This window comes from Nocardia sp. 852002-20019_SCH5090214, assembly GCF_001665865.1.
Lineage (GTDB): Bacteria > Actinomycetota > Actinomycetes > Mycobacteriales > Mycobacteriaceae > Nocardia > Nocardia nova.
The window spans coordinates 24,752-49,736 of record NZ_LZMK01000235.1 but is presented as its reverse complement, the minus strand read 5'-3'; the positions used below and the strand labels follow the sequence as shown (position 1 = coordinate 49,736).

The 24,985-nt window shown below is 67.8% G+C and carries 26 protein-coding genes; 19 read left to right on the top strand and 7 right to left on the bottom strand.

Annotated features, from left to right (window positions below; genetic code table 11):
• Position 1 precedes the first annotated feature (1 nt).
• Together A5780_RS18930 and A5780_RS18925 are read left to right on the top strand one after the other, a co-directional pair.
• Positions 2 to 943, top strand: coding sequence for a triacylglycerol lipase (locus A5780_RS18930; protein ID WP_082857398.1), 942 nt, complete (start codon positions 2 to 4; stop codon positions 941 to 943).
• 75 nt (positions 944 to 1,018) lie between these two features.
• Complete coding sequence (locus A5780_RS18925; protein ID WP_063018209.1) at positions 1,019 to 1,951, top strand: triacylglycerol lipase; 933 nt, start codon at positions 1,019 to 1,021, stop codon at positions 1,949 to 1,951.
• A 14-nt stretch (positions 1,952 to 1,965) separates the two neighbouring features.
• On the opposite strand, the gene A5780_RS18920 is transcribed toward A5780_RS18925, so the two are convergent.
• A complete protein-coding gene (locus A5780_RS18920) occupies positions 1,966 to 2,442 on the bottom strand; it encodes a hotdog fold domain-containing protein (protein WP_064909131.1) in 477 nt (158 codons plus the stop codon).
• 465 nt (positions 2,443 to 2,907) lie between these two features.
• On the opposite strand from A5780_RS18920, the gene rpsJ reads away from it, so the two are divergent.
• From rpsJ to rpsQ, 11 genes are read left to right on the top strand one after another with little or no spacing between them, the layout of a single operon-like run.
• On the top strand, positions 2,908 to 3,213 hold the full coding sequence (gene rpsJ, locus A5780_RS18915; protein WP_003938093.1) for a 30S ribosomal protein S10: 306 nt from the start codon (positions 2,908 to 2,910) through the stop codon (positions 3,211 to 3,213).
• A 14-nt stretch (positions 3,214 to 3,227) separates the two neighbouring features.
• The gene (gene rplC / locus A5780_RS18910; protein ID WP_030513358.1) at positions 3,228 to 3,893 is read left to right on the top strand and encodes a 50S ribosomal protein L3; all 666 of its coding nucleotides are present in this window, start codon (positions 3,228 to 3,230) and stop codon (positions 3,891 to 3,893) included.
• Positions 3,890 to 4,561, top strand: a complete 672-nt coding sequence (gene rplD / locus A5780_RS18905) for a 50S ribosomal protein L4 (RefSeq protein WP_063018213.1) — start codon at positions 3,890 to 3,892, stop codon at positions 4,559 to 4,561. Before rplC ends, rplD begins: the two co-directional genes overlap by 4 nt.
• Entirely contained in the window at positions 4,558 to 4,863 is a 306-nt protein-coding gene (gene rplW / locus A5780_RS18900) for a 50S ribosomal protein L23 (protein WP_025347175.1), read from the top strand. The genes rplD and rplW overlap by 4 nt, the downstream gene beginning before the upstream one ends.
• Before the next feature lie 33 nt (positions 4,864 to 4,896).
• Entirely contained in the window at positions 4,897 to 5,727 is an 831-nt protein-coding gene (gene rplB / locus A5780_RS18895) for a 50S ribosomal protein L2 (RefSeq protein ID WP_030513361.1), read from the top strand.
• Positions 5,728 to 5,741: 14 nt separating this feature from the next.
• Positions 5,742 to 6,023 (top strand): 30S ribosomal protein S19, encoded by a 282-nt coding sequence (rpsS, locus tag A5780_RS18890; RefSeq protein WP_030513362.1) that lies wholly within the window; start codon positions 5,742 to 5,744, stop codon positions 6,021 to 6,023.
• Positions 6,020 to 6,427, top strand: a complete 408-nt coding sequence (gene rplV, locus A5780_RS18885) for a 50S ribosomal protein L22 (RefSeq protein WP_025347178.1) — start codon at positions 6,020 to 6,022, stop codon at positions 6,425 to 6,427. Before rpsS ends, rplV begins: the two co-directional genes overlap by 4 nt.
• Positions 6,428 to 7,237 carry a 30S ribosomal protein S3 gene (gene rpsC, locus A5780_RS18880; RefSeq protein ID WP_063018215.1) on the top strand — a complete coding sequence of 270 codons (810 nt, stop codon included), beginning with the start codon at positions 6,428 to 6,430 and terminating at the stop codon, positions 7,235 to 7,237.
• 3 nt (positions 7,238 to 7,240) lie between these two features.
• The gene (gene rplP / locus A5780_RS18875) at positions 7,241 to 7,657 is read left to right on the top strand and encodes a 50S ribosomal protein L16 (protein ID WP_040704375.1); all 417 of its coding nucleotides are present in this window, start codon (positions 7,241 to 7,243) and stop codon (positions 7,655 to 7,657) included.
• Positions 7,657 to 7,896, top strand: coding sequence for a 50S ribosomal protein L29 (gene rpmC, locus A5780_RS18870; protein ID WP_025347181.1), 240 nt, complete (start codon positions 7,657 to 7,659; stop codon positions 7,894 to 7,896). Before rplP ends, rpmC begins: the two co-directional genes overlap by 1 nt.
• The gene (gene rpsQ, locus A5780_RS18865; RefSeq protein WP_030513365.1) at positions 7,893 to 8,189 is read left to right on the top strand and encodes a 30S ribosomal protein S17; all 297 of its coding nucleotides are present in this window, start codon (positions 7,893 to 7,895) and stop codon (positions 8,187 to 8,189) included. The genes rpmC and rpsQ overlap by 4 nt, the downstream gene beginning before the upstream one ends.
• Positions 8,190 to 8,334: 145 nt before the next feature.
• On the opposite strand, the gene A5780_RS18860 is transcribed toward rpsQ, so the two are convergent.
• The gene (locus A5780_RS18860) at positions 8,335 to 10,107 is read right to left on the bottom strand and encodes a lipase family protein (RefSeq protein WP_063018217.1); all 1,773 of its coding nucleotides are present in this window, start codon (positions 10,105 to 10,107) and stop codon (positions 8,335 to 8,337) included.
• A gap of 136 nt (positions 10,108 to 10,243) precedes the next feature.
• Here A5780_RS18860 and A5780_RS18855 point away from each other — a divergent pair, with 136 nt between their 5' ends.
• Together A5780_RS18855 and A5780_RS18850 are read left to right on the top strand one after the other, a co-directional pair.
• Positions 10,244 to 10,915, top strand: a complete 672-nt coding sequence (locus A5780_RS18855) for a YdcF family protein (RefSeq protein ID WP_064909151.1) — start codon at positions 10,244 to 10,246, stop codon at positions 10,913 to 10,915.
• Positions 10,916 to 11,095: 180 nt separating this feature from the next.
• Entirely contained in the window at positions 11,096 to 12,394 is a 1,299-nt protein-coding gene (locus A5780_RS18850; RefSeq protein ID WP_064909130.1) for a flavin-dependent oxidoreductase, read from the top strand.
• Here the strand turns inward: A5780_RS18850 and A5780_RS18845 are convergent.
• The 5 genes from A5780_RS18845 to A5780_RS18825 all read right to left on the bottom strand — a co-directional run bounded on the left by A5780_RS18845 (position 12,337) and on the right by A5780_RS18825 (position 18,253).
• On the bottom strand, positions 12,337 to 13,641 hold the full coding sequence (locus A5780_RS18845) for an acyltransferase (protein ID WP_181068495.1): 1,305 nt from the start codon (positions 13,639 to 13,641) through the stop codon (positions 12,337 to 12,339). The two genes, A5780_RS18850 and A5780_RS18845, sit on opposite strands and share 58 nt — an antisense overlap.
• 196 nt (positions 13,642 to 13,837) lie before the next feature.
• The gene (locus tag A5780_RS18840) at positions 13,838 to 15,538 is read right to left on the bottom strand and encodes a hypothetical protein (RefSeq protein WP_146102149.1); all 1,701 of its coding nucleotides are present in this window, start codon (positions 15,536 to 15,538) and stop codon (positions 13,838 to 13,840) included.
• A 307-nt stretch (positions 15,539 to 15,845) separates the two neighbouring features.
• Positions 15,846 to 16,604 (bottom strand): CPBP family intramembrane glutamic endopeptidase, encoded by a 759-nt coding sequence (locus tag A5780_RS18835; protein WP_063018225.1) that lies wholly within the window; start codon positions 16,602 to 16,604, stop codon positions 15,846 to 15,848.
• A gap of 98 nt (positions 16,605 to 16,702) precedes the next feature.
• Positions 16,703 to 17,644 (bottom strand): RluA family pseudouridine synthase, encoded by a 942-nt coding sequence (locus A5780_RS18830; RefSeq protein WP_063018227.1) that lies wholly within the window; start codon positions 17,642 to 17,644, stop codon positions 16,703 to 16,705.
• A 144-nt stretch (positions 17,645 to 17,788) separates the two neighbouring features.
• Entirely contained in the window at positions 17,789 to 18,253 is a 465-nt protein-coding gene (locus tag A5780_RS18825; RefSeq protein WP_063018229.1) for a hypothetical protein, read from the bottom strand.
• A gap of 216 nt (positions 18,254 to 18,469) precedes the next feature.
• Here A5780_RS18825 and A5780_RS18820 point away from each other — a divergent pair, with 216 nt between their 5' ends.
• The 4 genes from A5780_RS18820 (at position 18,470) to A5780_RS18805 (ending at position 24,976) form a co-directional block, all read left to right on the top strand.
• Complete coding sequence (locus A5780_RS18820) at positions 18,470 to 19,759, top strand: SidA/IucD/PvdA family monooxygenase (RefSeq protein ID WP_064909127.1); 1,290 nt, start codon at positions 18,470 to 18,472, stop codon at positions 19,757 to 19,759.
• A gap of 56 nt (positions 19,760 to 19,815) precedes the next feature.
• Positions 19,816 to 20,757 (top strand): methionyl-tRNA formyltransferase, encoded by a 942-nt coding sequence (locus tag A5780_RS18815; RefSeq protein WP_063018233.1) that lies wholly within the window; start codon positions 19,816 to 19,818, stop codon positions 20,755 to 20,757.
• On the top strand, positions 20,754 to 23,912 hold the full coding sequence (locus tag A5780_RS18810) for a non-ribosomal peptide synthetase (RefSeq protein ID WP_064909126.1): 3,159 nt from the start codon (positions 20,754 to 20,756) through the stop codon (positions 23,910 to 23,912). Before A5780_RS18815 ends, A5780_RS18810 begins: the two co-directional genes overlap by 4 nt.
• A 62-nt stretch (positions 23,913 to 23,974) precedes the next feature.
• Positions 23,975 to 24,976 (top strand): ABC transporter substrate-binding protein, encoded by a 1,002-nt coding sequence (locus A5780_RS18805; RefSeq protein ID WP_082976558.1) that lies wholly within the window; start codon positions 23,975 to 23,977, stop codon positions 24,974 to 24,976.
• Positions 24,977 to 24,985: the final 9 nt, after the last annotated feature.

Below are 24,985 nucleotides of genomic sequence, written 5' to 3'. Positions count from 1 at the left end.
GATGCGCGGCGATCGCAATCCCACTGCGCGCGCGATACTCGCGCTGGTCCTGGGGGCGTTGATCGCCTGGGCCGGCGCCCGTGCGCCCCAGGCCGCGGCCTTCCCGGCCGAAGTGCCGTATTTGCCGGGCGCCAACGATTTCGGCTGCCGGACCACCGCGGACAAGCCCTATCCGGTGATTCTGGCCCACGGCGCAGCCACCGACGCCGGGCGCAGCTTCGCCGTACTCGCACCGCAATTGCACCGGCTCGGCTTCTGTGTTTTCGCTGCCGATGTGGGACGACTGCCGTTGTCGAATCTGGGCGCGAACGGTGTGCCCGATCCGAAATGGGCGGGATTGGGTCCGGCGGCCGCGGCAGTGGAGGGCAACGGCATCTACGGCGTGGCCGATATCGCCACGCAGGCAACGGAATTGGGTGCCTTCGTCGCACGGGTCCTGGATGCGACCGGAGCGGCGAAGGTTGTCATGGTCGGCCATTCCACCGGCGGCACGGATATTCGTGAATTCGTGCGCCACCGCCCCGAGCAGGTGGCGAGCGTGGTCACCGTCGGCACGCCCTATCGCGGATCGACCTTCGCCGGCCTGCCGGTGATGTTCCCCTTCTACGGCGCGCTCGGTATGGACGGGCCGGCGGTTGCGGCGCAGGTCTTCGGACCCGCCGGAGCCGAACAGGCGCCGGGAACGCCGACCCTGAACCGGTTGAACGCCGACGGTGAGACCCATCCGGGAATCCGCTACACCGCCATCGCCAGCCGCGACGATACGGTCATCACCCCTCCGGAGACGGCCCTGTTGAGCGATCCGCAGGGCGGCAACCGAAACATCTGGCTGCAGGACGGATGCCCCACCCTCGTCGTCGCCCACGACGCGATGCTGTCGGATCCGCGCGCGCTCGCCGAAATCACCGCCGCCGTCGCGGGCACGCCGCCCCCGCCCTGCTGAGGGCGTTGATTCGTCACCGGGCGCCCAGGTGTGGCCGGACGGCGGCGAGCAATCCTTCCGCTACCCTGGGCTGCCATGAGTGCGGTGCGGTTCGCCACGATCTCCGTGCTCCTGTGCGCGCTGATCGCCGTCGCGGCCGGCCGCGCGCCGCGAGCGCACGCCTTCGCGATGGACGTTCCGCCGCTGGCCGGCGCGAACGATTTCTCCTGTCGCCCGACCCGTGACAAGCCCTATCCGGTGATCCTGGCGCACGGTGCGGCGACCGACGCCCAGCGCAGCTTCGGCGCGCTGGCCCCCGCGCTGCGCAGCCAGGGCTACTGCGTCTTCGCCGCCGATGTGGGACGGGTACCGCTGCCGACGCTCGGACTGAACGGTGTCTCCGAGGCCGGCTGGCCGGGATTGGGCCCGGTCGCCGCGGCCGTACAGGGCAACGTCGTCTACGGCGTGGCCGATATCGGCTCGCAAGCGGTGCAACTGGCCGCGTTCGTCGCCATGGTGCGCGGGGTGACCGGCGCGCCGAAGGTCGAGATGGTGGGGCATTCGACCGGCGGCACCGAGATTCGGGAGTATGTGCGCCGCCATCCGGGCGTGGTGGACAGCGTGGTCACAGTCGGCACGCCCTACCGGGGTTCGACCTTCGAAGGCCTGCCGAAGATGTTCCCGTTCTACGGGGCCATCGGGATGGACGGCGAGCAGACCGCGGCCCAGGTCTTCGGTCCCGCAGGCGCCGAGCAGGTTCCGGGCACGCCGACATTGACCCGGCTCAACGCCCACGGCGAAACCGAGCCCGGGATCCGCTACACCGCGATCGCGAGCCGCACCGACGAGGTGATCACCCCGGCGGAGACCGCATTGCTGGCCGATCCGCAAGGCGACAATCGCAATATCTGGATCCAGGACGGGTGCCCGGCGCTGGCGGTCAGCCACAACGATCTGCTGTCGAATCCGCGCGCGATCGCCGAGATCACGGCCGCGGTCGCCGGCGCGCCGCCGCCCCCGCCCTGCTGAGCCGGGCCGATCGGCTACTTCGGCGTCAGCCAGGTGGTGATGTCGGCGTGCACGACCTCGACGCCGTGTTTGTCGTAGATCGACACCGGGACGACCACTTCCGTCCCTTCGGTGAGGGTCGCGAAGTCCGGAATCCGGTCGAGTTTCGCGACCGCGCGCAGGCCGGATTCCGCCTTGGCCAGGTATTGCACGTTCATCGCCTTGGGGATCCAGCGGTGGGTGGTCGGAACCGTGGCCTCGCTCAGCATGCCCATCGCGACCTCGGCCAGATTGCAGGCCGCGATCGCGTGGAAGGTGCCCAGGTGATTGTGGATCCCGAACCACTTGGGTGCGGTGACCTCGCACAATCCCGGTTCCAGCCGCACGACGTTCGGCACGACGGTGCCGAAGTAGGGGACGCGGGCGATCATGCCGACCGAGAACAGGGCATGTCCGAGGCGGTTGTCGGGGAGCTTCTTCCAGCCGCGGTAGGTAGCGGTCTCTGTGGTCATGGCAACACCTTACTCTGGAGTAAGTTCGACGCGCCGCCGCGCGGTCCGGTACCGTCCTACCAGGGCCGCGGCGCGTCCGCGGGGGCGGACGACCCCCGATTTGGAGTGGGTGGGGGGCCTCGGGCATACTGTTCGGGTTGCCTGCAGCGGTGGTGTGTGTCCATCGCCGGTAGGTGAGCAGGACCCACTGAGTATCGGCGTCGAGTCCGGCGCGGGTACGTCCGGGACGAAGTTCCGAGACCCAACAGGTGAAATATGCCCGGGGTCGAAGAATGAGCGGAGAGGCGACACGCCCGACCGCGTGGACCGGAAGAACCATGACAGATGAACAGCGGCGATGGATCGGGTGCGCCCCGGTCGTGTTGGTGGCTGATGCGTCTTCGTGTGTTCGGGCTGTGCAAATGAGGGTGGTTCGGGAGCGAAAGCTCCTGGGTCACAACGTAAGCGGAGAAAAGGACACTCAGCGTGGCGGGACAGAAGATCCGCATCAGGCTCAAGGCCTACGACCATGAGGCGATCGATGCGTCTGCACGCAAGATCGTCGAGACGGTGACCCGCACCGGTGCCCGCGTCGTCGGGCCGGTGCCGTTGCCGACCGAGAAGAACGTGTATTGCGTCATCCGCTCGCCGCACAAGTACAAGGACTCGCGCGAGCACTTCGAGATGCGCACGCACAAGCGGCTGATCGACATCCTCGACCCGACGCCGAAGACGGTCGACGCGCTCATGCGCATCGATCTGCCGGCCAGCGTCGACGTCAACATTCAGTGACGGGGATTGCAGATATGACTGACAACAAGAACAGGCCGGCGGCCGGCATCCTGGGCACCAAGCTCGGCATGACTCAGGTGTTCGACGAGAAGAACCGCGTCGTTCCCGTGACCGTCGTCAAGGCCGGACCGAACGTCGTGACCCAGATCCGCACCGAGGAGCGCGACGGCTACTCCGCCGTTCAGCTCGCCTTCGGCGCGATCGACCCGCGCAAGGTGACCAAGCCCGTCGCCGGGCAGTTCAGCAAGGCCGGTGTCACCCCGCGTCGCCACGTCGCCGAGATCCGCGTCGCCGACGCCGCCTCGTTCGAGGTGGGCCAGGAACTGTCGGCCGATGTCTTCGAAGAGGGTGCCTACGTCGACGTGACCGGCACCAGCAAGGGCAAGGGCTACGCCGGTGTCATGAAGCGTCACGGCTTCAAGGGGCAGGGCGCCGCCCACGGTGCGCAGGCTGTGCACCGCCGGCCGGGCTCCATCGGTGGATGTTCGACGCCTGGCCGTGTTTTCAAAGGCATGCGGATGGCCGGCCGGATGGGTAACGACCGCGTGACCACGCAGAACCTCTCGGTCCACAAGGTGGACGCCGAGAACGGCCTGCTGCTGATCAAGGGCGCGATCCCGGGCCGCAAGGGCGGCATCGTGATCGTCAAGAGCGCTGCGAAGGGTGGTGCCCGGGCATGAGCACCGACACTAAGACCAACCTGACGCTTCCGGTGAAAGAGCCGGGCGGCAAGACCAACGGCACCGTCGAGCTCCCCGCGGAGATCTTCGACGCGACCGCCAACATCGCGCTGATGCACCAGGTCGTCGTGGCCCAGCAGGCCGCGGCTCGCCAGGGCACGCACGCCACCAAGACCCGCGGCGAGGTCCGCGGCGGTGGTAAGAAGCCGTACCGCCAGAAGGGCACCGGCCGCGCCCGCCAGGGTTCGACCCGCGCGCCGCAGTTCACCGGCGGTGGCACCGTGCACGGCCCGCAGCCGCGCGACTACTCGCAGCGTCTGCCCAAGAAGATGAAGGCCGCCGCCCTGCGTGGCGCCCTCTCGGACCGGGCCCGCAACGAGCGCATCCACGTCATCAGCGAACTGGTCGCCGGCCAGACGCCGTCCACCAAGGCCGCCAAGAACTTCCTGGCCGAGCTGTCGGACCGCAAGAAGGTGCTGGTCGTGGTGGGCCGCGAAGATGTCACCGCGTGGAAGAGCGTGGCGAACCTGCAGGGTGTGCACCCGATCGCGCCGGACCAGCTGAACACCTACGACGTGCTGCTCAGCGACGACGTCGTGTTCAGCGTCGAGGCGCTCAACGCGTTCGTGCACGGCCCGGCCGAGTCTGCACAGGAGGAAAGCAAGTGACCACCATCGCCGACCCCCGCGACATTCTGCTCGCGCCGGTGATCTCCGAGAAGTCCTACGGGCTGATCGAAGAGGGCACCTACACCTTCCTGGTGCACCCGGACTCGAACAAGACGCAGATCAAGATCGCCGTCGAGAAGGTTTTCGGCGTCACGGTCACCAGCGTCAACACTGCCAACCGTCAGGGCAAGCGCAAGCGGACCCGCTTCGGTTACGGCCAGCGCAAGAGCACCAAGCGCGCGCTCGTGACCATCTCGGCCGACAGCAAGCCCATCGAGATCTTCGGAGGCCCGGTCGCGTAAGCGGTCGGATCTTCAGAAAGCAGAGAAGAACTCATGGCAATCCGTAAGTACAAGCCGACTACGCCGGGTAGGCGCGGGTCGTCCGTTTCGGACTTCGCCGAGATCACCCGGTCCACTCCCGAGAAGTCGCTGCTGCGCCCGCTCACCAAGTCCGGTGGTCGTAACGCGCACGGCCGGATCACCACCCGTCATCGCGGTGGCGGTCACAAGCGGGCCTACCGTCTGATCGACTTCCGCCGGTTGGACAAGGACGGCATCCCGGCCAAGGTCGCTCACATCGAGTACGACCCGAACCGGACCGCCAACATCGCCCTGCTGCACTACGCGGACGGCGAGAAGCGCTACATCATCGCGCCCAAGGGCATCGCCCAGGGCACGCGGATCGAGTCCGGCGCCGGCGCCGACATCAAGCCCGGCAACAACCTGCCGCTGCGCTCGATCCCGACCGGTACCACCATCCACGCGGTGGAGCTGCGTCCGGGCGGTGGCGCCAAACTGGCTCGTGCCGCCGGTATGAGCATCCAGCTGCTGGGTAAGGAAGGCGCCTACGCCGTCCTGCGTATGCCCTCCGGCGAAATCCGCCGCGTCGACGTGCGCTGCCGCGCCACCGTCGGCGAGGTCGGCAACGCCGAGCAGTCGAACATCAACTGGGGTAAGGCCGGCCGTATGCGCTGGAAGGGTCGCCGCCCCACGGTCCGTGGTGTCGTCATGAACCCCGTCGACCACCCGCACGGTGGTGGTGAGGGCAAGACCTCCGGTGGTCGCCACCCGGTCTCGCCCTGGGGTAAGCCCGAAGGCCGTACTCGTAAGCCCAACCGTCCGAGCGACAAGCTCATCGTCCGCCGCCGCGGCAAGAAGCGTTAAGGAGGAGGTTAAAGATGCCACGCAGCCTCAAGAAGGGCCCGTTCGTCGACGAACACCTCCTCAAGAAGGTGGACGTCCAGAACGAGAAGGGCACCAAGCAGGTCATCAAGACCTGGTCGCGTCGTTCGACCATCATCCCCGATTTCATCGGCCACACGTTCTCGGTCCACGACGGCCGCAAGCACGTGCCGGTGTTCGTCTCGGAGAACATGGTCGGGCACAAGCTCGGTGAGTTCGCGCCGACCAGGACGTTCCGGAGCCACGTCAAGGAAGATCGGAAGAGCAAGCGGCGATGAGCGAACAAGACACCACGCTTCAGAACCCGACCGCGCGCGCGACCGCGAAGCACGTTCGCGTCACTCCGATGAAGGCTCGCCGCGTCGTGGACCTGGTCCGCGGCAAGCGGGTCGAGGATGCGCTGAACATCCTGCGCTTCGCACCGCAGGCCGCCAGCGAACCCGTCGCCAAGGTCGTGGCCAGCGCCGCGGCGAACGCCGAGAACAACTTCGGCCTGAACCCCGACACCCTGGTCATCTCGACGGCGTATGTCGACGAGGGCGCGACCATGAAGCGTTTCCAGCCGCGCGCCCAGGGCCGCGCGTTCCGGATCCGCAAGCGCACCAGCCACATCACGATCGAGGTCGAGAGCGTCGCCAGCGCCGCCCCGGCTCGTAGCCGCCGGAAGGGAGGGGCTAAGTAAATGGGACAGAAAATCAATCCCCACGGCTTCCGCCTCGGTATCACCACCGATTGGAAGTCCCGCTGGTACGCCGACAAGCAGTACAAGGAATACGTCAAGGAAGACGTAGCCATCCGCAAGCTGCTGAGCACGGGTATGGAGCGGGCCGGCATCTCGAAGGTCGAGATCGAGCGCACTCGTGACCGCGTCCGGGTGGACATCCACACCGCGCGTCCGGGCATCGTGATCGGCCGTCGCGGCGCCGAGGCCGACCGCATCCGCGCCGAGCTGGAGAAGCTCACCGGCAAGCAGGTTCAGCTGAACATCCTCGAGGTCAAGAACCCCGAGTCGGATGCGCAGCTGGTTGCCCAGGGTGTGGCCGAGCAGCTGTCCAACCGTGTGGCGTTCCGTCGCGCGATGCGCAAGGCCATCCAGTCGGCCATGCGTTCGCCGAACGTCAAGGGCATTCGAGTGCAGTGCTCGGGCCGCCTCGGCGGCGCCGAAATGTCGCGCTCGGAGTTCTACCGTGAGGGTCGGGTGCCGCTGCACACGCTGCGCGCCGACATCGATTACGGCTTGTACGAGGCTCGCACCACCTTCGGCCGCATCGGCGTGAAGGTGTGGATCTACAAGGGCGACATCGTCGGCGGCAAGCGTGAGGTCACGGCCAGCGCTGCCCCGTCCGGTGAGCGTCGCGAGCGTCGGGAGCGGCCGAGCCGTCCGCGGCGGTCCGGTTCGTCCGGCACCACCGCGACCAGCACTGAGGCCGGGCGCGCCGCCACCGCGGTGGCAGAGCCGGCCGAGGCTCCGTCAGTTTCTAAGGAGGGCTGACCCATGCTGATGCCCCGCAAGGTCAAGCACCGCAAGCAGCATCACCCCGGTCGTTCCGGTATGGCCAAGGGTGGCACCTCGGTCGCCTTCGGTGAGTTCGGCATCCAGGCGCTGGAGCCGGCCTACGTCACCAACCGGCAGATCGAGTCGGCGCGTATCGCGATGACCCGCCACATCAAGCGTGGCGGCAAGATCTGGATCAACATCTACCCGGATCGCCCGCTGACCAAGAAGCCGGCCGAAACCCGCATGGGTTCCGGTAAGGGTTCGCCGGAGTGGTGGGTCGCGAACGTCAAGCCGGGTCGCGTGATGTTCGAGATGTCTTACCCGAACGAGGAGACCGCTCGCGAGGCCCTGCGCCGCGCGATGCACAAGCTCCCGATGAAGTGCAGGATCGTGACCAGGGAGGAGCAGTTCTGATGGCTACCGGAACTCCGGCCGCAGACCTGCGCGAGCTCAACGAGGACGAGCTCGTCGCCCGCCTGCGTGAATCGAAGGAAGAGCTGTTCAACCTGCGCTTCCAGATGGCGACCGGCCAGTTGCAGAACAACCGGCGCCTGCGTGTGGTTCGTCACGAGATCGCGCGCATCTACACGGTCATGCGTGAGCGCGAGCTCGGCCTGGCCTCCGGTCCTGAAGGCAAGGGAGACGCGGCATGAGTGACGCCAAGGGCCCGGCCAAGACGCCGGCCAAGCAGGAGGAGCGTGGCTCGCGCAAGGTGCGCATCGGCTACGTCGTCTCCGACAAGATGAACAAGACCATCGTGGTCGAGCTGGAAGATCGTGTGAAGCACCCGCTTTACGGCAAGATCATCCGCACCACCTCGAAGGTGAAGGCGCACGACGAGAACGAGATCGCCGGTGTCGGCGACCGCGTGCAGCTGATGGAGACCCGTCCGCTGTCTGCCACCAAGCGGTGGCGGCTGGTGGAGGTCCTCGAAAAGGCGAAGTAGGAAGGCTCCTTCTTCTCCGCCTCGGCTGTGTAGTCGAATCGCGAAGGCCCGCTTCCCGGTTGGGAAGCGGGCCTTCGTGTGTTTCCGGATGATCTCGACCGGTGACCGCCGGCCATCGCATGCGGTCGACGGGTCGGGCCGCACATCAGCAGGTGTTCGCAGCCGGGCGGCGCGCGAAGCGGTCGGCCGTCCATGCGATCAGGTCCGCGATGGCCGGTGATTCGGGTTCGACCACTTGCAGGTGCCCGAGGTTCGGGTAGGTGCGATAGTCCACGGCGTAACCGGCTCGGCAGCGTTGGGCGACGTAGCCGTCCTGTGCCGACGGGACGACGAGGGTATCCGCGGTGCCCTGACCGATGAACACGGGCGCGGGGATCACGGCGGACGGGACGTTGCGCCGCAAGTTGTCGAGCAGCGGGCCGCGATCCGGATCGCCGCGCCAGATCGGCTTGTCAAGGAACAGTGAAGTGAGTACAGAGACCAGCACGCTCTTCTCGGCCAGACATCGCTGCGCCATCTCGCGCGTGATGATGCGCGCACCAGGGCGTACGTAGTCGTCGAAGCGGGTGTCGGGGTAGGTGCCGGCGTAAGCGGTGATGACGTAGGAGGCGAATACCTCGCCCGCTGTGACGCTGCCGAGGCTGTCCACCAGCGCCGGCAGGTTGCTCGCCGGTGCCAGCGCCGCGACGCCGTCGATGACGAGTTCGGGCGCGTACCGGGGTGCGCGAATTCCGGTCCACAAGGCGGCGTGTCCGCCCTGCGAGTGTCCCCATACGACGGCGTGATCGGTTAGCCGGATGTCCGGCAGTTGCCGGGCGGCGCGAACAGCGTCCAGTACCGAGCGGGCCTCACCCTCCCCGATGAGGTACGGATGAGTTCCCGCGGTGCCGAGACCGATGTAGTCGGTGGCCACTATCGTCCACCCTTGGTGAATCACTTTGTCCTGCACCATCATCGCGCCGGCGCTGAGGCCGTTCGGCAGGATCGACGGCGCGCACCCGACCGCGACGCCGGTGGTCCCGTGCGCCCAGGCGATCACAGGACTCGGTGTGGTGGTCGCACTCCCCGGGGCGATGACGAGCCCGCTGGCCACCGCGGGCTGCCCGTGATCGCGAGTGGTTGTATAGAGGATGCGCCAGGCCAGCGCGCCGGTCGGAACCTCGGGATTGTCGTATCGCTCGGTGCGCAACAGCTGCCCGGCCCGATCCGGCACGGACGCCTGCGGGGTGTAGAACTCGTCGGGAGCCGGAGAGTCGCGATGCAACGCGACGCTGACGAGAGCGAGAACCAGCGCCACTGTCGCGCCCATCACGGTGCCGGCCACCCGCCACCGTCCGCCGCGCGGCGTCCGCGGCGGGGCTGTCGCACCCAGCGGTCGGTGATGGCCGCCCATCGCTGCGATGACCTGCCGCACTCCGATCACCATCAGGGCGGCGCCGAACAAGACGGCGACGACCAACACGGTCACATCCGGCCAGGCGAGCGCCAACATGCCGAACACTACTGAGGTAGCCCCGCCGACAATGCCGTCGAATCGGGTGGCACCGCGCTCGCGCCACACGAGGGGCAGACCGGTAAGACCGGCGACGATCAGCGCGACACCGACCACAACGGCCAGCACCTCTGTGGTAATCCCCGGCCACCACAGCGCCAGCAGCGCGGCGGCCAGGTAGACGGACGACTCGACCCACCTTCGGACATCTCTCCAGCGCCGGGCTCGGAGGAGTCCCGACACGGCCGAGCCGACAAGTCCGGCGATCGCGACACACCACAGCACCGCGAGCGACGAGAACGGTGCGACGGTCAAGAACGCGCCGAGCAGCACCAGCAGAACTCCTGCTACCAGGCGCAGCCACCGACGAATGCTCGCGGCCCGGGCGGTACTCGCCGCCGCGCTCTCCGGGGGTGAGCTGGTCACGGTCCGAACCTAGCGCAGCGGCCGCGAATCCTTCGCGATCCGCGCCTGCGGATCTCCGGGCTCGTATGTCGATGTAGCGGGGGTGGTGCAAGCTGGACAGCGTCGTGGCTGATTCGACCCGAACGAGGAGGTGCAGGTGTCCTCGCTGGCAGGCGTCCCCACTGACCTCCACGTCGATGTCCGCACGCTGTGGGACTACAACCGGATGGGCCACGAGGTGCGAGCGGTGGATGTGGGAATCGGGCTGGGCAGCCACGATATCGGAGTGGCGACATACGCGGCTGAACTGTTTCGCCGGGGCGTATTCCCAGCGGTCGTGTTCACCGGTGCCACCGCACCTACTACGGTGGTGACCTTTCCGCGAGGCGAGGCGGTGCACTATCGGGAACATGCTGTGGCGCTGGGTGTTTCGGCGAATGACATCCTCGTCGAGCCTCGGGCCACGAATACCGCCGAGAACATCGACTTCTCGCGTGCGTTGCTGCGGGACTCGGGTCGCGCGGTGGAGTCGGTGATGTTGATCTGCCGGCCGTATCAACAGCGGCGCAGTTATGCGACCTGCCGGATGCGGTGGCCGGAGGTCGAGGTGGTGTGCGGTTCGCTGCCGGAATCGCTCGACGATTATGTGGCGCGGATCGGTGATGTGGAGCGGGTGGTCACGATGCTGGTGGGGGATACGCAACGTGTGTGGCGATACGCGGCCGAGGGCTGGGCGATCGAGCAGGACGTTCCGGAGAAGGTTCGCGCCGCATACGACCGGCTGGTGGCAGCCGGGTTCACCGGGCGTCTGCTGCCACCGCGCGGGTAGCGGCGATGCCGATATCGAATACCTCGAATGGGTCGAGGAACAGTGGTGCCGAGTGCACGGCATTTCCACCTCCGGTGAACGACCGCTCTGCATCGCGTTCCGTGAATCGGTAGATTCGGGTCGTCGGGAGGAGCGGATCGTGGGTGGGGCGCCGGCCGTCGATGAACCGGGGGTGCGGTGATGCGGGTTCTGATCGCAGGGGCCGGAATCGCCGGATTGACCGCGGCGGCATGCTTGCACCGGGTGGGGATCGAGGCCGTCGTGCTGGACGCGGTCGGTGAGCTTCGCCCGCTCGGCGTCGGAATCAATCTGCTCCCGCATGCGGTGCGGGAGCTGCATGAACTGGAACTCGGTGCGGCACTGGACGATTGCGCGATCGCCACCTCCACCGCGGTGCATCTCGACCGGTTCGGAAATCACATCTGGAGTGAGCCGCGCGGACTCGCCGCGGGGCACCCGTGGCCCCAATACTCGGTGCACCGCGGCGAATTGCAGGGTCTGCTCCTGGATCTGGTGCGCCGTCGACTCGGGTCCGATGCCGTGCGCGAAGGAATGGTGCTGCAATCGTTCGCCGAGGATGCCGACGGCGTGCGTTGCCGGTTCCTCGACCGCGCCGCCGGCACCGTCGTCGTGGAGACCGCGGACGTGCTGATCGGCGCCGACGGTCTGCATTCCACGGTCCGCGCGCAGTTGCATCCGGAGGAGGGGCGGCCGTTGTGGAACGGCATTCGAATGTGGCGCGGAGTCAGCGAGATTCGTCCGTTCCTGGACGGGCGGACGATGGTGCTCGCGGGTTCCAATCGCGCCGCGAAATTCGTGATGTACCCGATCTCGGGTGGTGCGCACCGGCGTGGGCGTGCGCTGGTGAACTGGGTCGCCGAGGTGCGCGTCCACGATGCCGGGGTGCAGAACCCCGACTGGAATCGCGCCGGGCGGTTGGCGGATGTGCTGCCGCACTACGAAGGCTGGCACCTGGCCGGTGTCGATGTTCCGGCACTGCTACGCGCCAGTGCCGAAGTGCTCGAATATCCGATGGTCGACCGGAACCCTTTGTCGCGCTGGGGTTCCGGACGCGTGACGCTGATGGGTGACGCCGCGCATCCGATGTATCCGGTCGGTTCCAACGGCGGGTCGCAAGCGATTCTCGACGCCCGCGCCGTGGCTTGCGAGCTGGCCGCGGCCGCCGACCCGATCGCCGGGCTCGCGCGATACGAACAGGTCCGGCGGGAGGCGGTGAACACCATCGTGCTGGCGAACCGGGATATGCCCATGGACCGCGTCCTGCACGCCGTGGCGCAGCGGGCGCCGAACGGCTTCGATCGGATCGAGGATGTCCTCACCGCCGCCGAACTCGCCGCCCTGGCCGATGCGTACCGCCACACCAGTGGCTCTGCCCCCGCCGTCCCGGACGCCGCCGCGCGTTACGCCGCCGGCGCCTCGGCGGACGACTGCCGTCCGTACGACTCCGAAAGTGCGTGACCGGTGTCGAGGGCGGTCACACGCCGCGGCGATGCCGGGCCGATCGACCGCAATCGGCGGACGAGCGGGATCGGGCCGTCGATCCGTGCCCGGCCGGTGAGATAGATACTGCCGGGTGCGTGGCGCACCGCGCCGACGACCGCGAGGGTGACCGCCAGGACCGCGACGAACAACAGCACCGTCGCACCCGCCGCGCCGACCGCGTCGTGCAGCCGGGGATAAAGGGGGATCAGCAGTTCCAGCACGATCGGATGCATCAGGAAGACCGCGAAGGAGCGATCGGCGCCGTAGCGGGAAATACGGCCGACGATGCGGTACTTCGGACGCAGCCAGGACCACCAGGTGCTCACGGTGTAGAGGCCGACGATCAGCGCGAGGAAATAGACGGCCATGTAGGGGTTGAAGACATTGTCGGCCTGCCACGGTGTGGTGCCGCCCGCGACCGCGCGCCGATACAACCACTCGGCGCCCGCCGCCCCGAGGAGGGTGCCGACGATCAGCAGCGGGCCGAAGCGGCGCACGGCACGGTCGACGGTGCCGATATGCCATGCGGCGACCGCGCCGAACAGAATGTAGAACTGGTACGGCAGTACCGTCACGTAGAGGTGATTCCACAGTTGCGCCGGCATTCCGGTGAGTGTCGGCGGATGCGTCAGCGCCCACAGCATGCCCAGCTGCACGAACGCGCTCGTCCCCAGCACCCACCTGTGGTGGCCGGCCGTCCAGCGCACGAATCGGAGCAACAGCGGGAACAGCAGGTAGATCTGCATCGACACCAGCAGGAAGTACAACTGATACCAGGCTTCACCGGTCGCCAGTTCGACCGCCAACCGGCGTATCGCGCCGGCCACGGACTCCTGATGAATGCCGGCGACCACCGAATAGCCCCAGTAGAACACCGACCAGATGACGTAGGGGATGCCGACCAGCGCGAAGCGCCGGCGCCAGAAGTGCGGCGCGTCGAAGGACCGGTCGGCGTACTGGTAGATCAGGACGAATCCGGTCAGCGTGAAGAAGGCCTCGCGGGGAAAGTGCAGCAGCACCATGGCCCCGTTCGCCGACACATTGTTCGGGTCACTGGATCTGTCGATCACGTGGACGGCGATCACACAGGCGAAGGTCAGGATCCGGAACAGGTTGACCTGATGCAGGTAGGGCCGCGACGGCTGAGGCCGCCCGGCCGCCCCCGATTCGGTCGTGACGGTGGTGGGCTTACCTCGGACCGATGTCGCAGTCGCCGTACTCATCGTGCCGTGATCCGTGGGCAGGAGCACCGTCCGTCGCGCAGCAAGGTCGCCGACGAATGCGCTCGCGGAAAGGTGTCGATCATCTGCTTCCTCGAGTCGGTCGTCGCACTCCATGATTACGACCGAGCCTGTGAGGTTCCTTATCAGCCCCTTCGAGGCGCCTGAACCGCCTGGTGGCGGCGGTGCGAATCGGCGTTCAGCCGCCGACCGCCACCGGCATGGTGATGCGGCGCGCCGCCTCCAGAATTCCCAGGATCCGGGAGCCCGGCAGGCCGATGGCGGCACCGATCGCGGCGGGAGTCCACGATTCGTCGGTGAGGGTCAGGATTTCGGCGAGCTGGTCGACCGACAGCTTGGACAGGCCGCGACGGCGGATCTCGTGCGCGACCGACCGGATGGCGACCTCGCCGGTCTCTTCCTCCGCGGCATCGATAGCGGCGGAATCGACGGCGATGGATTCGACATCGGCGAATTCGGCCTCGTCCACCTCCGCGACGCCCGGAAGGTCGGTGGGTTCGTCCGGTGCTGTCGTGCGGTCGACGTCGGCAGCGGCCGGTCGCGGTGCTTCGGCGACCGGCTCACCCAGTACCAACTGCACGGCATCGTCCACGGCCCGCCGCGTGCGCGTCTTGTGCGGTTCGTCGGAGACGATCCGCAGCCCGGCGCCGTGCGATCCCGACCGCTCATCGGATCGCGCGGGCGCCTCGTCCTCCTCGAATTCCGTTGGTGCCGTGATCTTTGCCGGTGCCGCGTCGGAAGAGTCGTCGATCGCCGTCGCCTCGGTGACGACCTCATATGCCGTGACAGGTTCGACGGGAGACGCGGCCTGCGGGGTCGACGGTGTCTCCGCTGGGGCCACAGCGGCAGCAGCGGCCACGGCCGCAGCCGGCGGCCGGCCGTTCTCCACCGCGTCCGCGAGCCGCAGCGCGGCATCCCATCCCGCCACCGAAACCGGTTGCGGTGCAGTCGTCGACGGGAGCTGGGGATAGCTGGGGAATTCCACGGACCCCGCGCTGTCGGGCAGCGGACGTGCCTCCGCCCACTCCGGAAGATCGTCCGGGCGGTAGCTCGGGCGGTAGCCGGTCGGCGGGAGATCGGAGTCGATGTCTTCCATCGGGATGTCGTCGATGAGCTGCGCATAGCGCGCGGAAACCCAGGCGTGCAACCAGATCACGACGCCGACCATGACCGGGGCGACGGCGGCCTCGGCGGCGCGTGCCGGTTCGCCCGCCACCAGATGCGGGCCGGCGTTGAGCGCGATGGTGACGCCGAGCAGTGCGGTTTCCAGGAATACGACCTTGCCGCGGTCGATGTCGCGACCCCATCGGGCAGCGGTCGTGGCGACGACCATGATCGTGATGATCGGGATCGAGATCATCGCCTCGAAGCCGTAACTGAGCCAGTACAGCGGATCCGACATGTCGCCGCTGGGGACGAGGTTGTGCTGGACGTTCACGCCCGCCCAGACCATGCCGAGCACGACGACGCCGATCAGCGCCCGCGAGGACCATTCGGCGCGGCGGAACAGTTGGGCCAGGCGCGCATCGGGATTCGACACCCGCATGCGGGCCGCGCGGGCGCGCCGGTGCCAGCGGGCGTCCGCGTCGTCGGCCCGGCGCAGTGCCAGGGCGACGCGGCGATCACGCTTCTCGGCCGACAGTTGCGCCGTCACCGCGCGTTTGCGTTGCCGGCGGCGCTGGGTGCGAATCCATTCGGCGAGATCGCGTTCGGCGGCGATCTCCCGATCGGACAGTTCGGCGAACAGCGCCGGGTCCGCTTGCAGGGGCAGCTTGCCCCGCGCGGTCGCCACCCGCCGCGCCAACGCGTTCAGCTCCGCCTGCGGGGAATGTTCGGGGGTGCGCCGGCGCCGGGCCGCGCCCTTCGATGGTTCCTCCACGGAGATCTCCCCGAAGTGTGCGTCTGCGCCGGTCCGTTCCGTGTCGCGGAGCGGAAGGTGCGCGGAGTCCGCCGGAGGGACGGCGGTCGTGGTGGTCGACTGCTCGTCGAGCATGGCGTGCCTTTCCCGGCAGCGGCCGCGCTACCGAGGTCGATTACCCGAGTACTCGAACATATGTGTGATCGAGGTGAGAGAGTAATCGCCGACCATCGGCGCGGTCAACGCTTTCACCGAACATCAGTTCGGATGAATATGCAAATGGGCTGTTCGGCTCGGCGATTCCGAATTCGGCTGGGGCGGCGGAATTTCAGTGCACGGCGGTGTGCCAGACAATGGCCGCCGCGAGCGCGCCCGCGCCGTTGAGCGACCAGTGCAGTGCGATCGGCGCCAGCAGACTTCCGCTGCGCCGGCGCAACCAGGTGAAGATCACACCGGCGGCCGCGGTCGCCAGGACGGCCAGGGCGATTCCGGCGATCTGCCCGCCGACACCGCCGCCGAACAGTGTGCTCAACCCGCGATTCCCGCTGGTCAAGCCGAGCGACGAGGCGATATGCCAGCAGCCGAAAAGTAGTGAGCCGACGATGAATACGCCGCGCGCGCCGGTCGCCCGATCCAGTGTCCCGTGCAGTACGCCGCGGAAGGCGAGTTCCTCCGGAATCACCGTTTGCAGCGGAATCACGATCATCGAGGCGATCAATGCCCCGGACAAGGTCGCATATCGATTCGCGAGAAAGAACGGCCGGGTAATCGGCAGTAGTGCGCCGATCGCCACGGCTCCCACGACAATCGCGACCGCACCGAGCGCATAGAGCGTTCCGCGACGCCACTGCCGTGGTGAAAGTCCCAATTCCGCCCAGCCGAGCCCGCGTTGTCGCATCAACAGCACGAGAATCACCGCGGCCGCGGGAACGGTCGCGATATTGGCCCATTGCGAGGTGAAATGCGCGATGAGATTCGTCCCGGCGAGCACCGCCACCACGACGGCGACGTCGAGGTAGGCGTGTAACCGGCGCCCCGGGCCGACCGGGGCCGAGGACTGCGCAACCCCGTTATCGTTTCGAGACATCGTCGCCAGTCTACGTTCATCCGGGCGGGTGTGCCGTGTTCGGCGGGTCACGGTCGCCGCGCCGCCGGTTGCGGCTCGCCGGACGGAACGAGTCGCCGCTATCCGGTCGCTCCGGCGCTCCAGCCCGCGTAGTCCGTCCACGCCTGCAGCGTCCGGGTGGTGTCGAATACCCGCTCGGCCCCGCTGATCGGGTCGGTGAAGGCGAGCCGTGCGGCCAGCAGTTGCAGCGGCCGGGTGAAATCGTCCACGGGGCGATCGGTGAGGTCGGGATAGAAGTCGTCCCCGAGGATCGGGATTCCGAGCCCGTTCATGTGCAGCCGCAGCTGATGGGTGCGGCCGGTGTGCGGGCTCAGCCGGTAGCGGCCGAGGCCGTCGCGGTGCTCGATCAGCTCGACCAGCGTTTCCGCGTTGGGCTCGCCCTCGACCTCGAAGGCGCGAAGTACGGTGCGCTCCTTGACGATCCGGCTGCGCACCGTGCGGGGGAGGGTGAGTTCGGGATCGTAGGGTGCGATCGCCTCGTACTGTTTGTGCACCCGGCGCTTGTGGAACAGAGTCTGATACGCTCCGCGCCGCGCCGGATCGACGATGAACAGGATCAGTCCGGCCGTGGTCCGGTCCAGCCGGTGCGCGGGCACCAGATCCGGAAGGTCCAGATCGCGCCGCAACCGGACGAGTGCGGTCTCGAGGATGTGCTGCCCGCGGGGAATCGTGGACAGGAAATGCGGTTTGTCGACGACGAGCAGGTGGTCGTCGCGATGCACCACGGTGACGTCGAACGGCACCGGTGTTTCGTCGGGGAGATCGCGGTGGAACCACACCGCGCCCCCGGGCACATAGGGTGCGTCCGGCACGATCGGTCCGTCGAGATCGACGATGTCGCCATCGGCGAGCATCTCGTCGATGCGCGCGGCGGGGACCCGGGGGAGCCGATGGACCAGATGGTCGCGGATGGTCGCCCAGGTTCCGTCTTCGGGTAACCGCAGCCGCGCCGGATCGAGTCCGTGGCGCTTGGGCAGCGGCGGCTGTTGCCGGCGTCGCACACATCGACCCTAGTCACCGCCGCGATCGGGGGCCGCGGCGGCCGCCGCGTGGAGACGGATCCTGCCCGGGCTGTCATCGCGCCGGCGCCGGTTCCCGGAGTGCGCGTCGGCCGCGCAACCGGGACCGGCACTGCGCGTGCCGCACTAGACGGTGCAGGGCAGGTTCGCGTAATAGGCGATCGTGCACTCGGATTCGCGGGTCAGCTTCCAGGTGCCGTCGATGTCCTTCCACTTCAGCTCGATGTACATGGCATCGAAGCCGGGGACGTTGATCTGCAGGTTGTGGGTGAGGGTGTCGCCCTGGACGTTCACGGGCGCAACGGCCTGCCACTGGAATCCGGGCACCGTGGCCATCACGCCGCCGACCTGGTCGACCAGGCCCAGCCCGGCCTCGCCGGCCTCCAGCTCGTTGGCGCGGGCGGACCGCGAACCGTTCGGGTCGAGCACCAGCTCGAGCTTGCTCTGCAACTCGCCGACACCCGGGGCGGCGGCGTGGACGTGGGCGGCGATCGGCGCGGCGACGGCCGGGGTCACGGAGGCGACGCCGCCGGCGAAGACCACGGCGGCCAGCGAAAACGCCGCAACGGCACGGGATTTGATCTTGATCATGGTCGTATCCGATCAGTTGTGGGACAGGAGTGCCGTGCCTCGCAATCGTTCCGCAAGGGCTGGCACCACTAAGCAATATAAGGTAAGCCTATGCAAAGGTAGGTAGTACTCAGTCGACTTCGGGCGGATCCGCTCTTCCCGATATGTCGGATCTGCCCAGCTGAACGCCCCGGCGCCCGGCTGAGCGGTGGCTGGAATCACAGAACGGGAGTACCAGTGAAGACGCTTCTCGTGGTCGGAGCCGGGCCGAAAGCGATGGCAGTGGCGGCGAAGGCTCGGGTGCTGCGGGACCTGGGGCTACCCGCTCCACGCGTGGTGGTGGTGGAACCCCATGCGGTGGGCGGCAATTGGCTGCCCAGCGGCGGGTGGACCGACGGCCAGCACCGGCTCGGCACCAGCCCCGAGAAGGACATCGGCTTCCCGTACCACTCCACCTGGGCACGCGGCCACAACCGCGCGATCGACCGGTCGATGATCGCCTACAGCTGGAATTCCTTCCTGGTCGAGAACGGCACCTATGCCGAATGGGTCGACCGGGGCCGGCCCAATCCGCACCACCACGTCTGGGCCAACTATCTGCAGTGGGTCGCGCGCAAGGCCGAGGTCGAGATGGTCGTGGGCGCGGTGCGCCGGATCCGCCCCGCTGCCGACGGCTGGCTGGTCTCGGTGGCCGACGGTTCCGGTGTGGAGACCGAAATCGATTGCGACGGACTGATGATCACCGGCCCGGGCGACAGCCGCCGCGCGCTGGCCGAACATCCGAAGGTGCTGAGTATCGCGGACTTCTGGGATCTCGCGGGTAAGCGCCGGCTACCGGTCTCCTCGCGGGCGGCGGTGATCGGCGGCGGTGAGACCGCGGGCTCGGCGGTGGACGAACTGGTCCGCCACGACGTCCTCACGGTCTCGGTGATCTCGCCCGCGGCCACCATCTACACCCGCGGTGAAAGTTATTTCGAGAACGCGCTGTTCAGCGATCCGGCGAAGTGGCGGGCGCTGAGCCTGCAGGAGCGCCGCGACGTCATCCGCCGCACCGACCGTGGTGTGTTCTCGGTACGCGTGCAGGAGAACGTGCTGGCGGACAATCGCGTTCATCATCTCCAGGGCCGCGTGGTCCGGGTCGCCGAGCGCGGCGAAGGAGTGGCGCTCACGCTGCGCAACGAACTGCGCCCCGACCAGATGCATGCCTTCGATCTGGTGGTCGACGCCACCGGCGGCCAGCCGCTGTGGTTCCTGGATCTGTTCGATTCCGATACCTCGGATCTGGTGGAACTGGCGGTGGGCGGGCCCATCACCCATGCCCGGCTGGAGGCGGCGATCGGCCACGATCTGGCGGTGTCCGGCCTCGGCGCCAAGCTCTATCTGCCGAATCTCGCGGGGATGGCGCAGGGGCCGGGATTTCCGAATCTCAGTTGCCTGGGCGAGCTTTCGGATCGCGTGCTGGGTGAGGTGCCGACCCGCCCGGCCGTCGTGGCGGCCCGGGTCGCGGCCGGTCGGCGCCCGGAATGATTATCGAGCTAACAGTAGGCTAGGCTACCCTTAGTTCGAGGGAAGAGGTTCGGTTCATGCGTATCGTGTCGTTCGGTTATCAGACCTGGGGTCGTACCACGCTGCAGGCTCTGATCGACTCGGAACACGAGGTGGTGCTCGCGGTCACCCATCCCGCGAGTGAACATGCCTACAAGGGCATCTGGTCCGATTCGGTCGAGGAGCTCGCCCGCGAACACGGCATTCCGGTCCACCTCACCGAGCGGGCCGATGCGGAGACCATCGATCTGGTCAAGCGTGCCGAGCCCGACATCATCGTGGTCAACAGCTGGTACACCTGGATGCCGCCGGAGCTGTATCTGATGCCGCCGCACGGCACGCTGAACCTGCACGATTCGCTGCTGCCGAAGTTCACCGGTTTCTCGCCCGTGCTGTGGGCGCTGATCAGCGGCGAATCCGAATTCGGCCTGACCGTGCACCGGATGGACGAACAGCTCGACACCGGCGACATCCTCGTGCAGCGTTCGCTGCCGATCGGCCCGACCGCCACCGGAACCGAACTCGTCCTCGCCGGAATGGAATTGATTCCGGGAGCGCTGCGGGAGGCGCTGAGCGCGATCGAATCCGGCACCGCGGTCTGGCGGCCGCAGGACAAGGCCGAGCGCACCTATTTCCACAAGCGTTCCGAGCGTGACAGCCGCATCGACTGGCATTGGGACGCAGAGGATCTGGAGCGGTTCGTGCGCGCGCTGTCCGAGCCGTATCCGCGGGCGTTCTCCTACTATCGGGGCGAGAAGGTGGAGATCACCGCTGCCGCCCTGTCGCAGGCCCGCTACGGCGGAACCCCCGGGCGAGTCGTCGTGCAGGAGGGCGGTGGCGTGGTGATCTGCGGGCCGGACGCACATCGCGGCGGCAATCTCGGTCTGCTCGTGACCCGGGTGCGCACCGCCGACGGCACCGAACACGACGGCGCCGCATTTTTCGCTCGCGGTGGTTATCTCACCGACGCCCCGCGATGACCGCGCTGTCGGCGCAGGAGCCGGCCGCGGGGAAGTTGTCGGCGGGGCAGCGCCGGATCTGGTTCCTGCAGACCCGTGATCCGCAGGACACCACTCTCAACTGCTGTGCGGTCTACCGGCTCACCGGTGCCGTGGACGCGGATCGGTTGCGCTCGGCGATCGCCGGAACCATTGCGCGGCAGGATATTCTGCGCACCATCTACACCGTCGGCGAGGACGACGAGCCGCGGGCCGTGGTGCGATCCGACGCGACGCCGTCGTGGCAGGAGGTGGATCTTCGTGATCTCGCCGATGCCAGTCGCGAGCGCCGGGCCGAGGTGCTGATCCGCCGCGAGGCGGGGCGACCGTTCGATCCGTCGTCCGAAACTCCGTTGCGCTGCTTGCTGATTCGCACGGACGAGCGGCGGTTCCTCCTCACTCTCGTGGTGCATACGATCGCGTGGGACGAGGCCTCCTGGCAGATATTCTTCGACGAGGTCGGTGCCCGCTACGACGCGGCGACGGTTCCGGCCGCACCGGAGAGTCGTGGAGACGACCGTGTGCGCAGCCTTCGTGATGCCGAAGGCAGTGGCGCCCCTGCGCCGGCGACCGAGGTCGCTCGCAGCTATTGGCGAAACGCGCTCTCGCCCTTGCCGCAGCCGTTGGAGTTGCCGGGCCGCGTCGTCGCGCCCCTGCCCTCGCTGCGCACCGCTCGGATCCGCGCCGAATTGCCGGCCGACGTGGCCATGCGGGTGACGGAGTTCGCGCACCGGGAAGGAGCTACACCCTTCACGGTGCTCCTCGCCGCCTTCGACGGGCTGATCCACCGCTACACCGCCGCAACGGATTTCCTCGTCTGCGTACCGGCCACCGTGCGGAGCGCCGACGACACCGGTATCGGCTACTTCGGCAATACGCTGCTGCTGCGTACGACGGTCGACCCCGCGGACAGCTTCCTCGATTGTCTGCGCGAGGTGAACGACCGTGCGGCAACCGCTTTCGGGCACCGTGGCACGCCGATCGATCAGGTGATCGCCGACCTCAACCCCGAGCGCGGCAGTGGTCGCGACGGGCTGGAGCAGGTGGCCCGCATCGAATTCGGGATCCGCCGGACCGCGTCGCTCACCCTGGACGGCATCGCGGCCACGGCGGTCGATGTCGGCAGCCCGACGACCCGGATGCCGCTGTCGCTCACCGTGATCACCGCCGGCGACGTAGCCGAGCGAATCGAAATCATCTATCAGGCAGACGAATTCGACCCCCGTATCCTCGAGCAGTTCCTCAACCACTATGTACGCGTGCTCACCGTGGCGACCGCCGAACCCGAGCGTCGCATCGGCGAGCTGGATATTTTCGGAGTCCGCGACCGCGCGGACATTCTGGAGCAGTCCCACGGTGAACTCGTCCCCGTCGCACCCACCACGCTGGTCGATCTGTTCGAGCGGCGGGTGGCGGCGGATCCCGGTGCGGTCGCACTCGTCGATGCCCGCGACGGAGATCGCGAGCTGAGCTACGACTACCTGAACCGGCGCGCGAATCGGTTGGCGCACCAGCTGATTCGACAGCGGATCGGCGCCGAGGACGTGGTAGCGCTGCGGCTGAGTACCTCCGTGGATTTCGTGGTCGCCGTCGTCGCGGTGCTGAAGACCGGTGCGGCCTATCTGCCGATCGATCCGGCCTATCCGGCGGATCGGGTGGAATTCCTGATCGCCGATGCGCGGCCCGCGCTGGTCCTGGATGCCGAGGATCTGCGGGCCGCGGAACGGGCCTCGCGCACATCGCCGCAGCACGATCCGCGCGACAGCGATCGCGTGCGTCCGCTGCGTCCCGGCAACCTCGCCTACGTCATCTATACCTCCGGCTCGACCGGAACGCCGAAGGGGGCCGCGGTATCCCACGCGGCGATCGCCGAACATCTCGTGGGGTTCTGCGCGCAGTGGGGGGTGGGCGCCGAGGATCGGCTGCTGCAATCCTCGTCGATCAGCTTCGACGCCTCGCTGCTCGACATCTTCGTACCCCTCACTCTCGGCGCCGGCCTGGTGATTCCGAAGGTGAACGCGTTCGACGACATACCGTATGTGGCGGAATTGATTTCGCGCTGCGGCGTGACCGTGCTGCATATGGTGCCGTCCATGCTCAGCACCTTGCTGATGCTGCCGGAGGTGAGCCGGTGGCGCGCGCTGCGTCATGTGCCGGTCGGCGGCGAGGCGCTCTACGGTGAGGTCGCCGACCGCTTCGCCGGCATCTTCGAGGCCGAACTCCGCAACCATTACGGGCCCACCGAGGCGGTCGTCTCGGCCACCCATCACACCGTGGAGGGCCCGCAGGGAACCCGGATCGTGCCCATCGGCCGTCCCAACCGCAACGTCGCCCTGTATCTGCTGGACGAGCGGCTGCAACTGGTCCCCACCGGCGTGGCAGGCGAAATCTACCTCGGTGGTGCGCAATTGGCGCGCGGCTATCTCGGCCGCGCCGCGGCAACCGCCGAACGCTTCGTGGCCGATCCGTTCGCCCCCGGACAGCGGCTCTATCGCACCGGAGATCTGGCGCGCCGCAACGGAAACGGTGAGCTCGAATTTCTCGGCCGCGCCGACGAACAGGTCACGGTGCGCGGCCACCGCATCGAACTCGCGGAGGTGCAGGCCGCCGTCGGCGCCCATCCGGATGTCGCGCACTGTGTGGCAGCCGCGGTGACCGACGACGTGCTCGGCACGGTACTCGCCGCCTACCTCGTGCCCGTGCGCCGCGAAAACGGCAGCGCCGCAGTGGATCCGGAATCGGTGCGAGCGCATGCGGCGGCGGTGCTGCCGCCGTACATGGTGCCGGGCGCCTTCGCGATCATCGACGAGATTCCGCTGACCGAACACGGAAAACTCGACCGCCGCGCCCTGCCGGTGCCACAGCGGTCGCCGGTGGAGCCGTATCGGGAGCCGAATACGGCGGTGGAGACGCGGATCGCGGAATTGTTCGGGCGGATGTTCGGCCGCGAGCGGATCGGCGCCGAGGATTCGTTCTTCGAACTCGGCGGTCATTCCCTGCTGGCGGTGCGGCTACTGGCCTGGATCCGAGCCGAATTCGGCGTGCGGATCGGTGTGCGAGCGCTGTTCGACACTCCGACGGTGGCCGGATTGGCGGCCCGAGTCGAGGTATCGACGGCCAGTGTTAGCTTAGCCTAAGCTACGATTTCGAGAGGGTCGGGATCGCGAGTCGCCCGGAGCGAAGTACAAGGAGCTGTGCAATGAACCCAGGTCGAACATCCGCGCGTCGCGGAGTCCGAGCACGCGCCGCGGTGCTGCGAACCACGTTGCCGGCGCTGATCCTGGGGCTGGTGACGGCCGTGGCCGCCTGTGGATCCGGCGCGGACGACACCGATTCCGGTGCGGCCGTGACGATCGAGCACAGCATGGGGAAAACCACCGTCGACGGCACGCCCAAGCGCGTGGTGACCCTCGGCCCCGCCTGGCTGGACGCGGCCGTATCCCTCGGGGTCACCCCCGTCGGCTATCTGGTGCCCGGCGCCGGGGCGGGGATGACCGTGCCGTGGTTGCCGCAGTCGCTGCCGCAGCAGTCCAAGGCGCTGAACATGGGCGGCGACGTCGTCGAGCAGATCGCGGCACTCGAGCCCGATCTCATCGTGGCGCCGGGCTACCTGATGGACAAGGCCATGTACGACAAGCTGTCCAAGCTGGCCCCGACCATCGGCCCGCTGACTTCGGCCCAGATCGATCCGTGGGAGGACCAGGTCCAGGCGCTCGGTAAGGCGCTGCACAAGCAGGACCAGGCCGGCAAGGTCGTCGCCGACGTGCACGGCAGGATCGACGCGGTCGCCGCGAAGCATCCGGGCCTGAAGGGCAAGAGCTTCCTCACCTGCATGCTCACCACGCCCACCCAGCTGATGGTGCTGGCTGATCCGAAAGACGGTTCCGCCCAGGTGTTCACGCGGCTCGGGATGACCATGCCGGCGAAACTCGTCGCCGAGGCCCCCTCGGGTGGACGGCTGGCGCTGTCGCCGGAACGGCTCGGGGATCTGACCTCCGATCTGCTGGTGTGCGGCGCGGCGCCGGGCCTGCAGGAGAAGTTCACCCAGCTGCCGGGTTACGCGGATCTGCCGTCGGTGCGCCAGGGCGGAATCTCGTTCGTCGACATGATCACGATCAACGCCATCAACCAGCCGACCGCACTGTCGGTGCCGTATCTGCTCGACAAGCTCGAACCGACGCTCGCCACCGTCGGCAAGTAAGGACTGATG

Excerpts from the sequence above, each read along its gene's own strand:
- rpsC (WP_063018215.1), top strand. The coding sequence starts at position 6,428 with ATGGGACAGAAAATCAATCCCCACGGCTTCCGCCTCGGTATCACCACC.
- A5780_RS18930 (WP_082857398.1), top strand. The coding sequence starts at position 2 with ATGCGCGGCGATCGCAATCCCACTGCGCGCGCGATACTCGCGCTGGTC.
- rplP (WP_040704375.1), top strand. The coding sequence starts at position 7,241 with ATGCTGATGCCCCGCAAGGTCAAGCACCGCAAGCAGCATCACCCCGGT.
- A5780_RS18810 (WP_064909126.1), top strand. The coding sequence starts at position 20,754 with ATGACCGCGCTGTCGGCGCAGGAGCCGGCCGCGGGGAAGTTGTCGGCG.
- rplV (WP_025347178.1), top strand. The coding sequence starts at position 6,020 with ATGAGCGAACAAGACACCACGCTTCAGAACCCGACCGCGCGCGCGACC.
- rplC (WP_030513358.1), top strand. The coding sequence starts at position 3,228 with ATGACTGACAACAAGAACAGGCCGGCGGCCGGCATCCTGGGCACCAAG.
- rpsS (WP_030513362.1), top strand. The coding sequence starts at position 5,742 with ATGCCACGCAGCCTCAAGAAGGGCCCGTTCGTCGACGAACACCTCCTC.
- A5780_RS18850 (WP_064909130.1), top strand. The coding sequence starts at position 11,096 with ATGCGGGTTCTGATCGCAGGGGCCGGAATCGCCGGATTGACCGCGGCG.
- A5780_RS18825 (WP_063018229.1), bottom strand. The coding sequence starts at position 18,253 with ATGATCAAGATCAAATCCCGTGCCGTTGCGGCGTTTTCGCTGGCCGCC.
- A5780_RS18925 (WP_063018209.1), top strand. The coding sequence starts at position 1,019 with ATGAGTGCGGTGCGGTTCGCCACGATCTCCGTGCTCCTGTGCGCGCTG.
- rpsQ (WP_030513365.1), top strand. The coding sequence starts at position 7,893 with ATGAGTGACGCCAAGGGCCCGGCCAAGACGCCGGCCAAGCAGGAGGAG.
- rplB (WP_030513361.1), top strand. The coding sequence starts at position 4,897 with ATGGCAATCCGTAAGTACAAGCCGACTACGCCGGGTAGGCGCGGGTCG.
- rpmC (WP_025347181.1), top strand. The coding sequence starts at position 7,657 with ATGGCTACCGGAACTCCGGCCGCAGACCTGCGCGAGCTCAACGAGGAC.
- rplD (WP_063018213.1), top strand. The coding sequence starts at position 3,890 with ATGAGCACCGACACTAAGACCAACCTGACGCTTCCGGTGAAAGAGCCG.
- A5780_RS18845 (WP_181068495.1), bottom strand. The coding sequence starts at position 13,641 with ATGAGTACGGCGACTGCGACATCGGTCCGAGGTAAGCCCACCACCGTC.
- A5780_RS18920 (WP_064909131.1), bottom strand. The coding sequence starts at position 2,442 with ATGACCACAGAGACCGCTACCTACCGCGGCTGGAAGAAGCTCCCCGAC.
- A5780_RS18805 (WP_082976558.1), top strand. The coding sequence starts at position 23,975 with ATGAACCCAGGTCGAACATCCGCGCGTCGCGGAGTCCGAGCACGCGCC.
- A5780_RS18835 (WP_063018225.1), bottom strand. The coding sequence starts at position 16,604 with ATGTCTCGAAACGATAACGGGGTTGCGCAGTCCTCGGCCCCGGTCGGC.
- A5780_RS18815 (WP_063018233.1), top strand. The coding sequence starts at position 19,816 with ATGCGTATCGTGTCGTTCGGTTATCAGACCTGGGGTCGTACCACGCTG.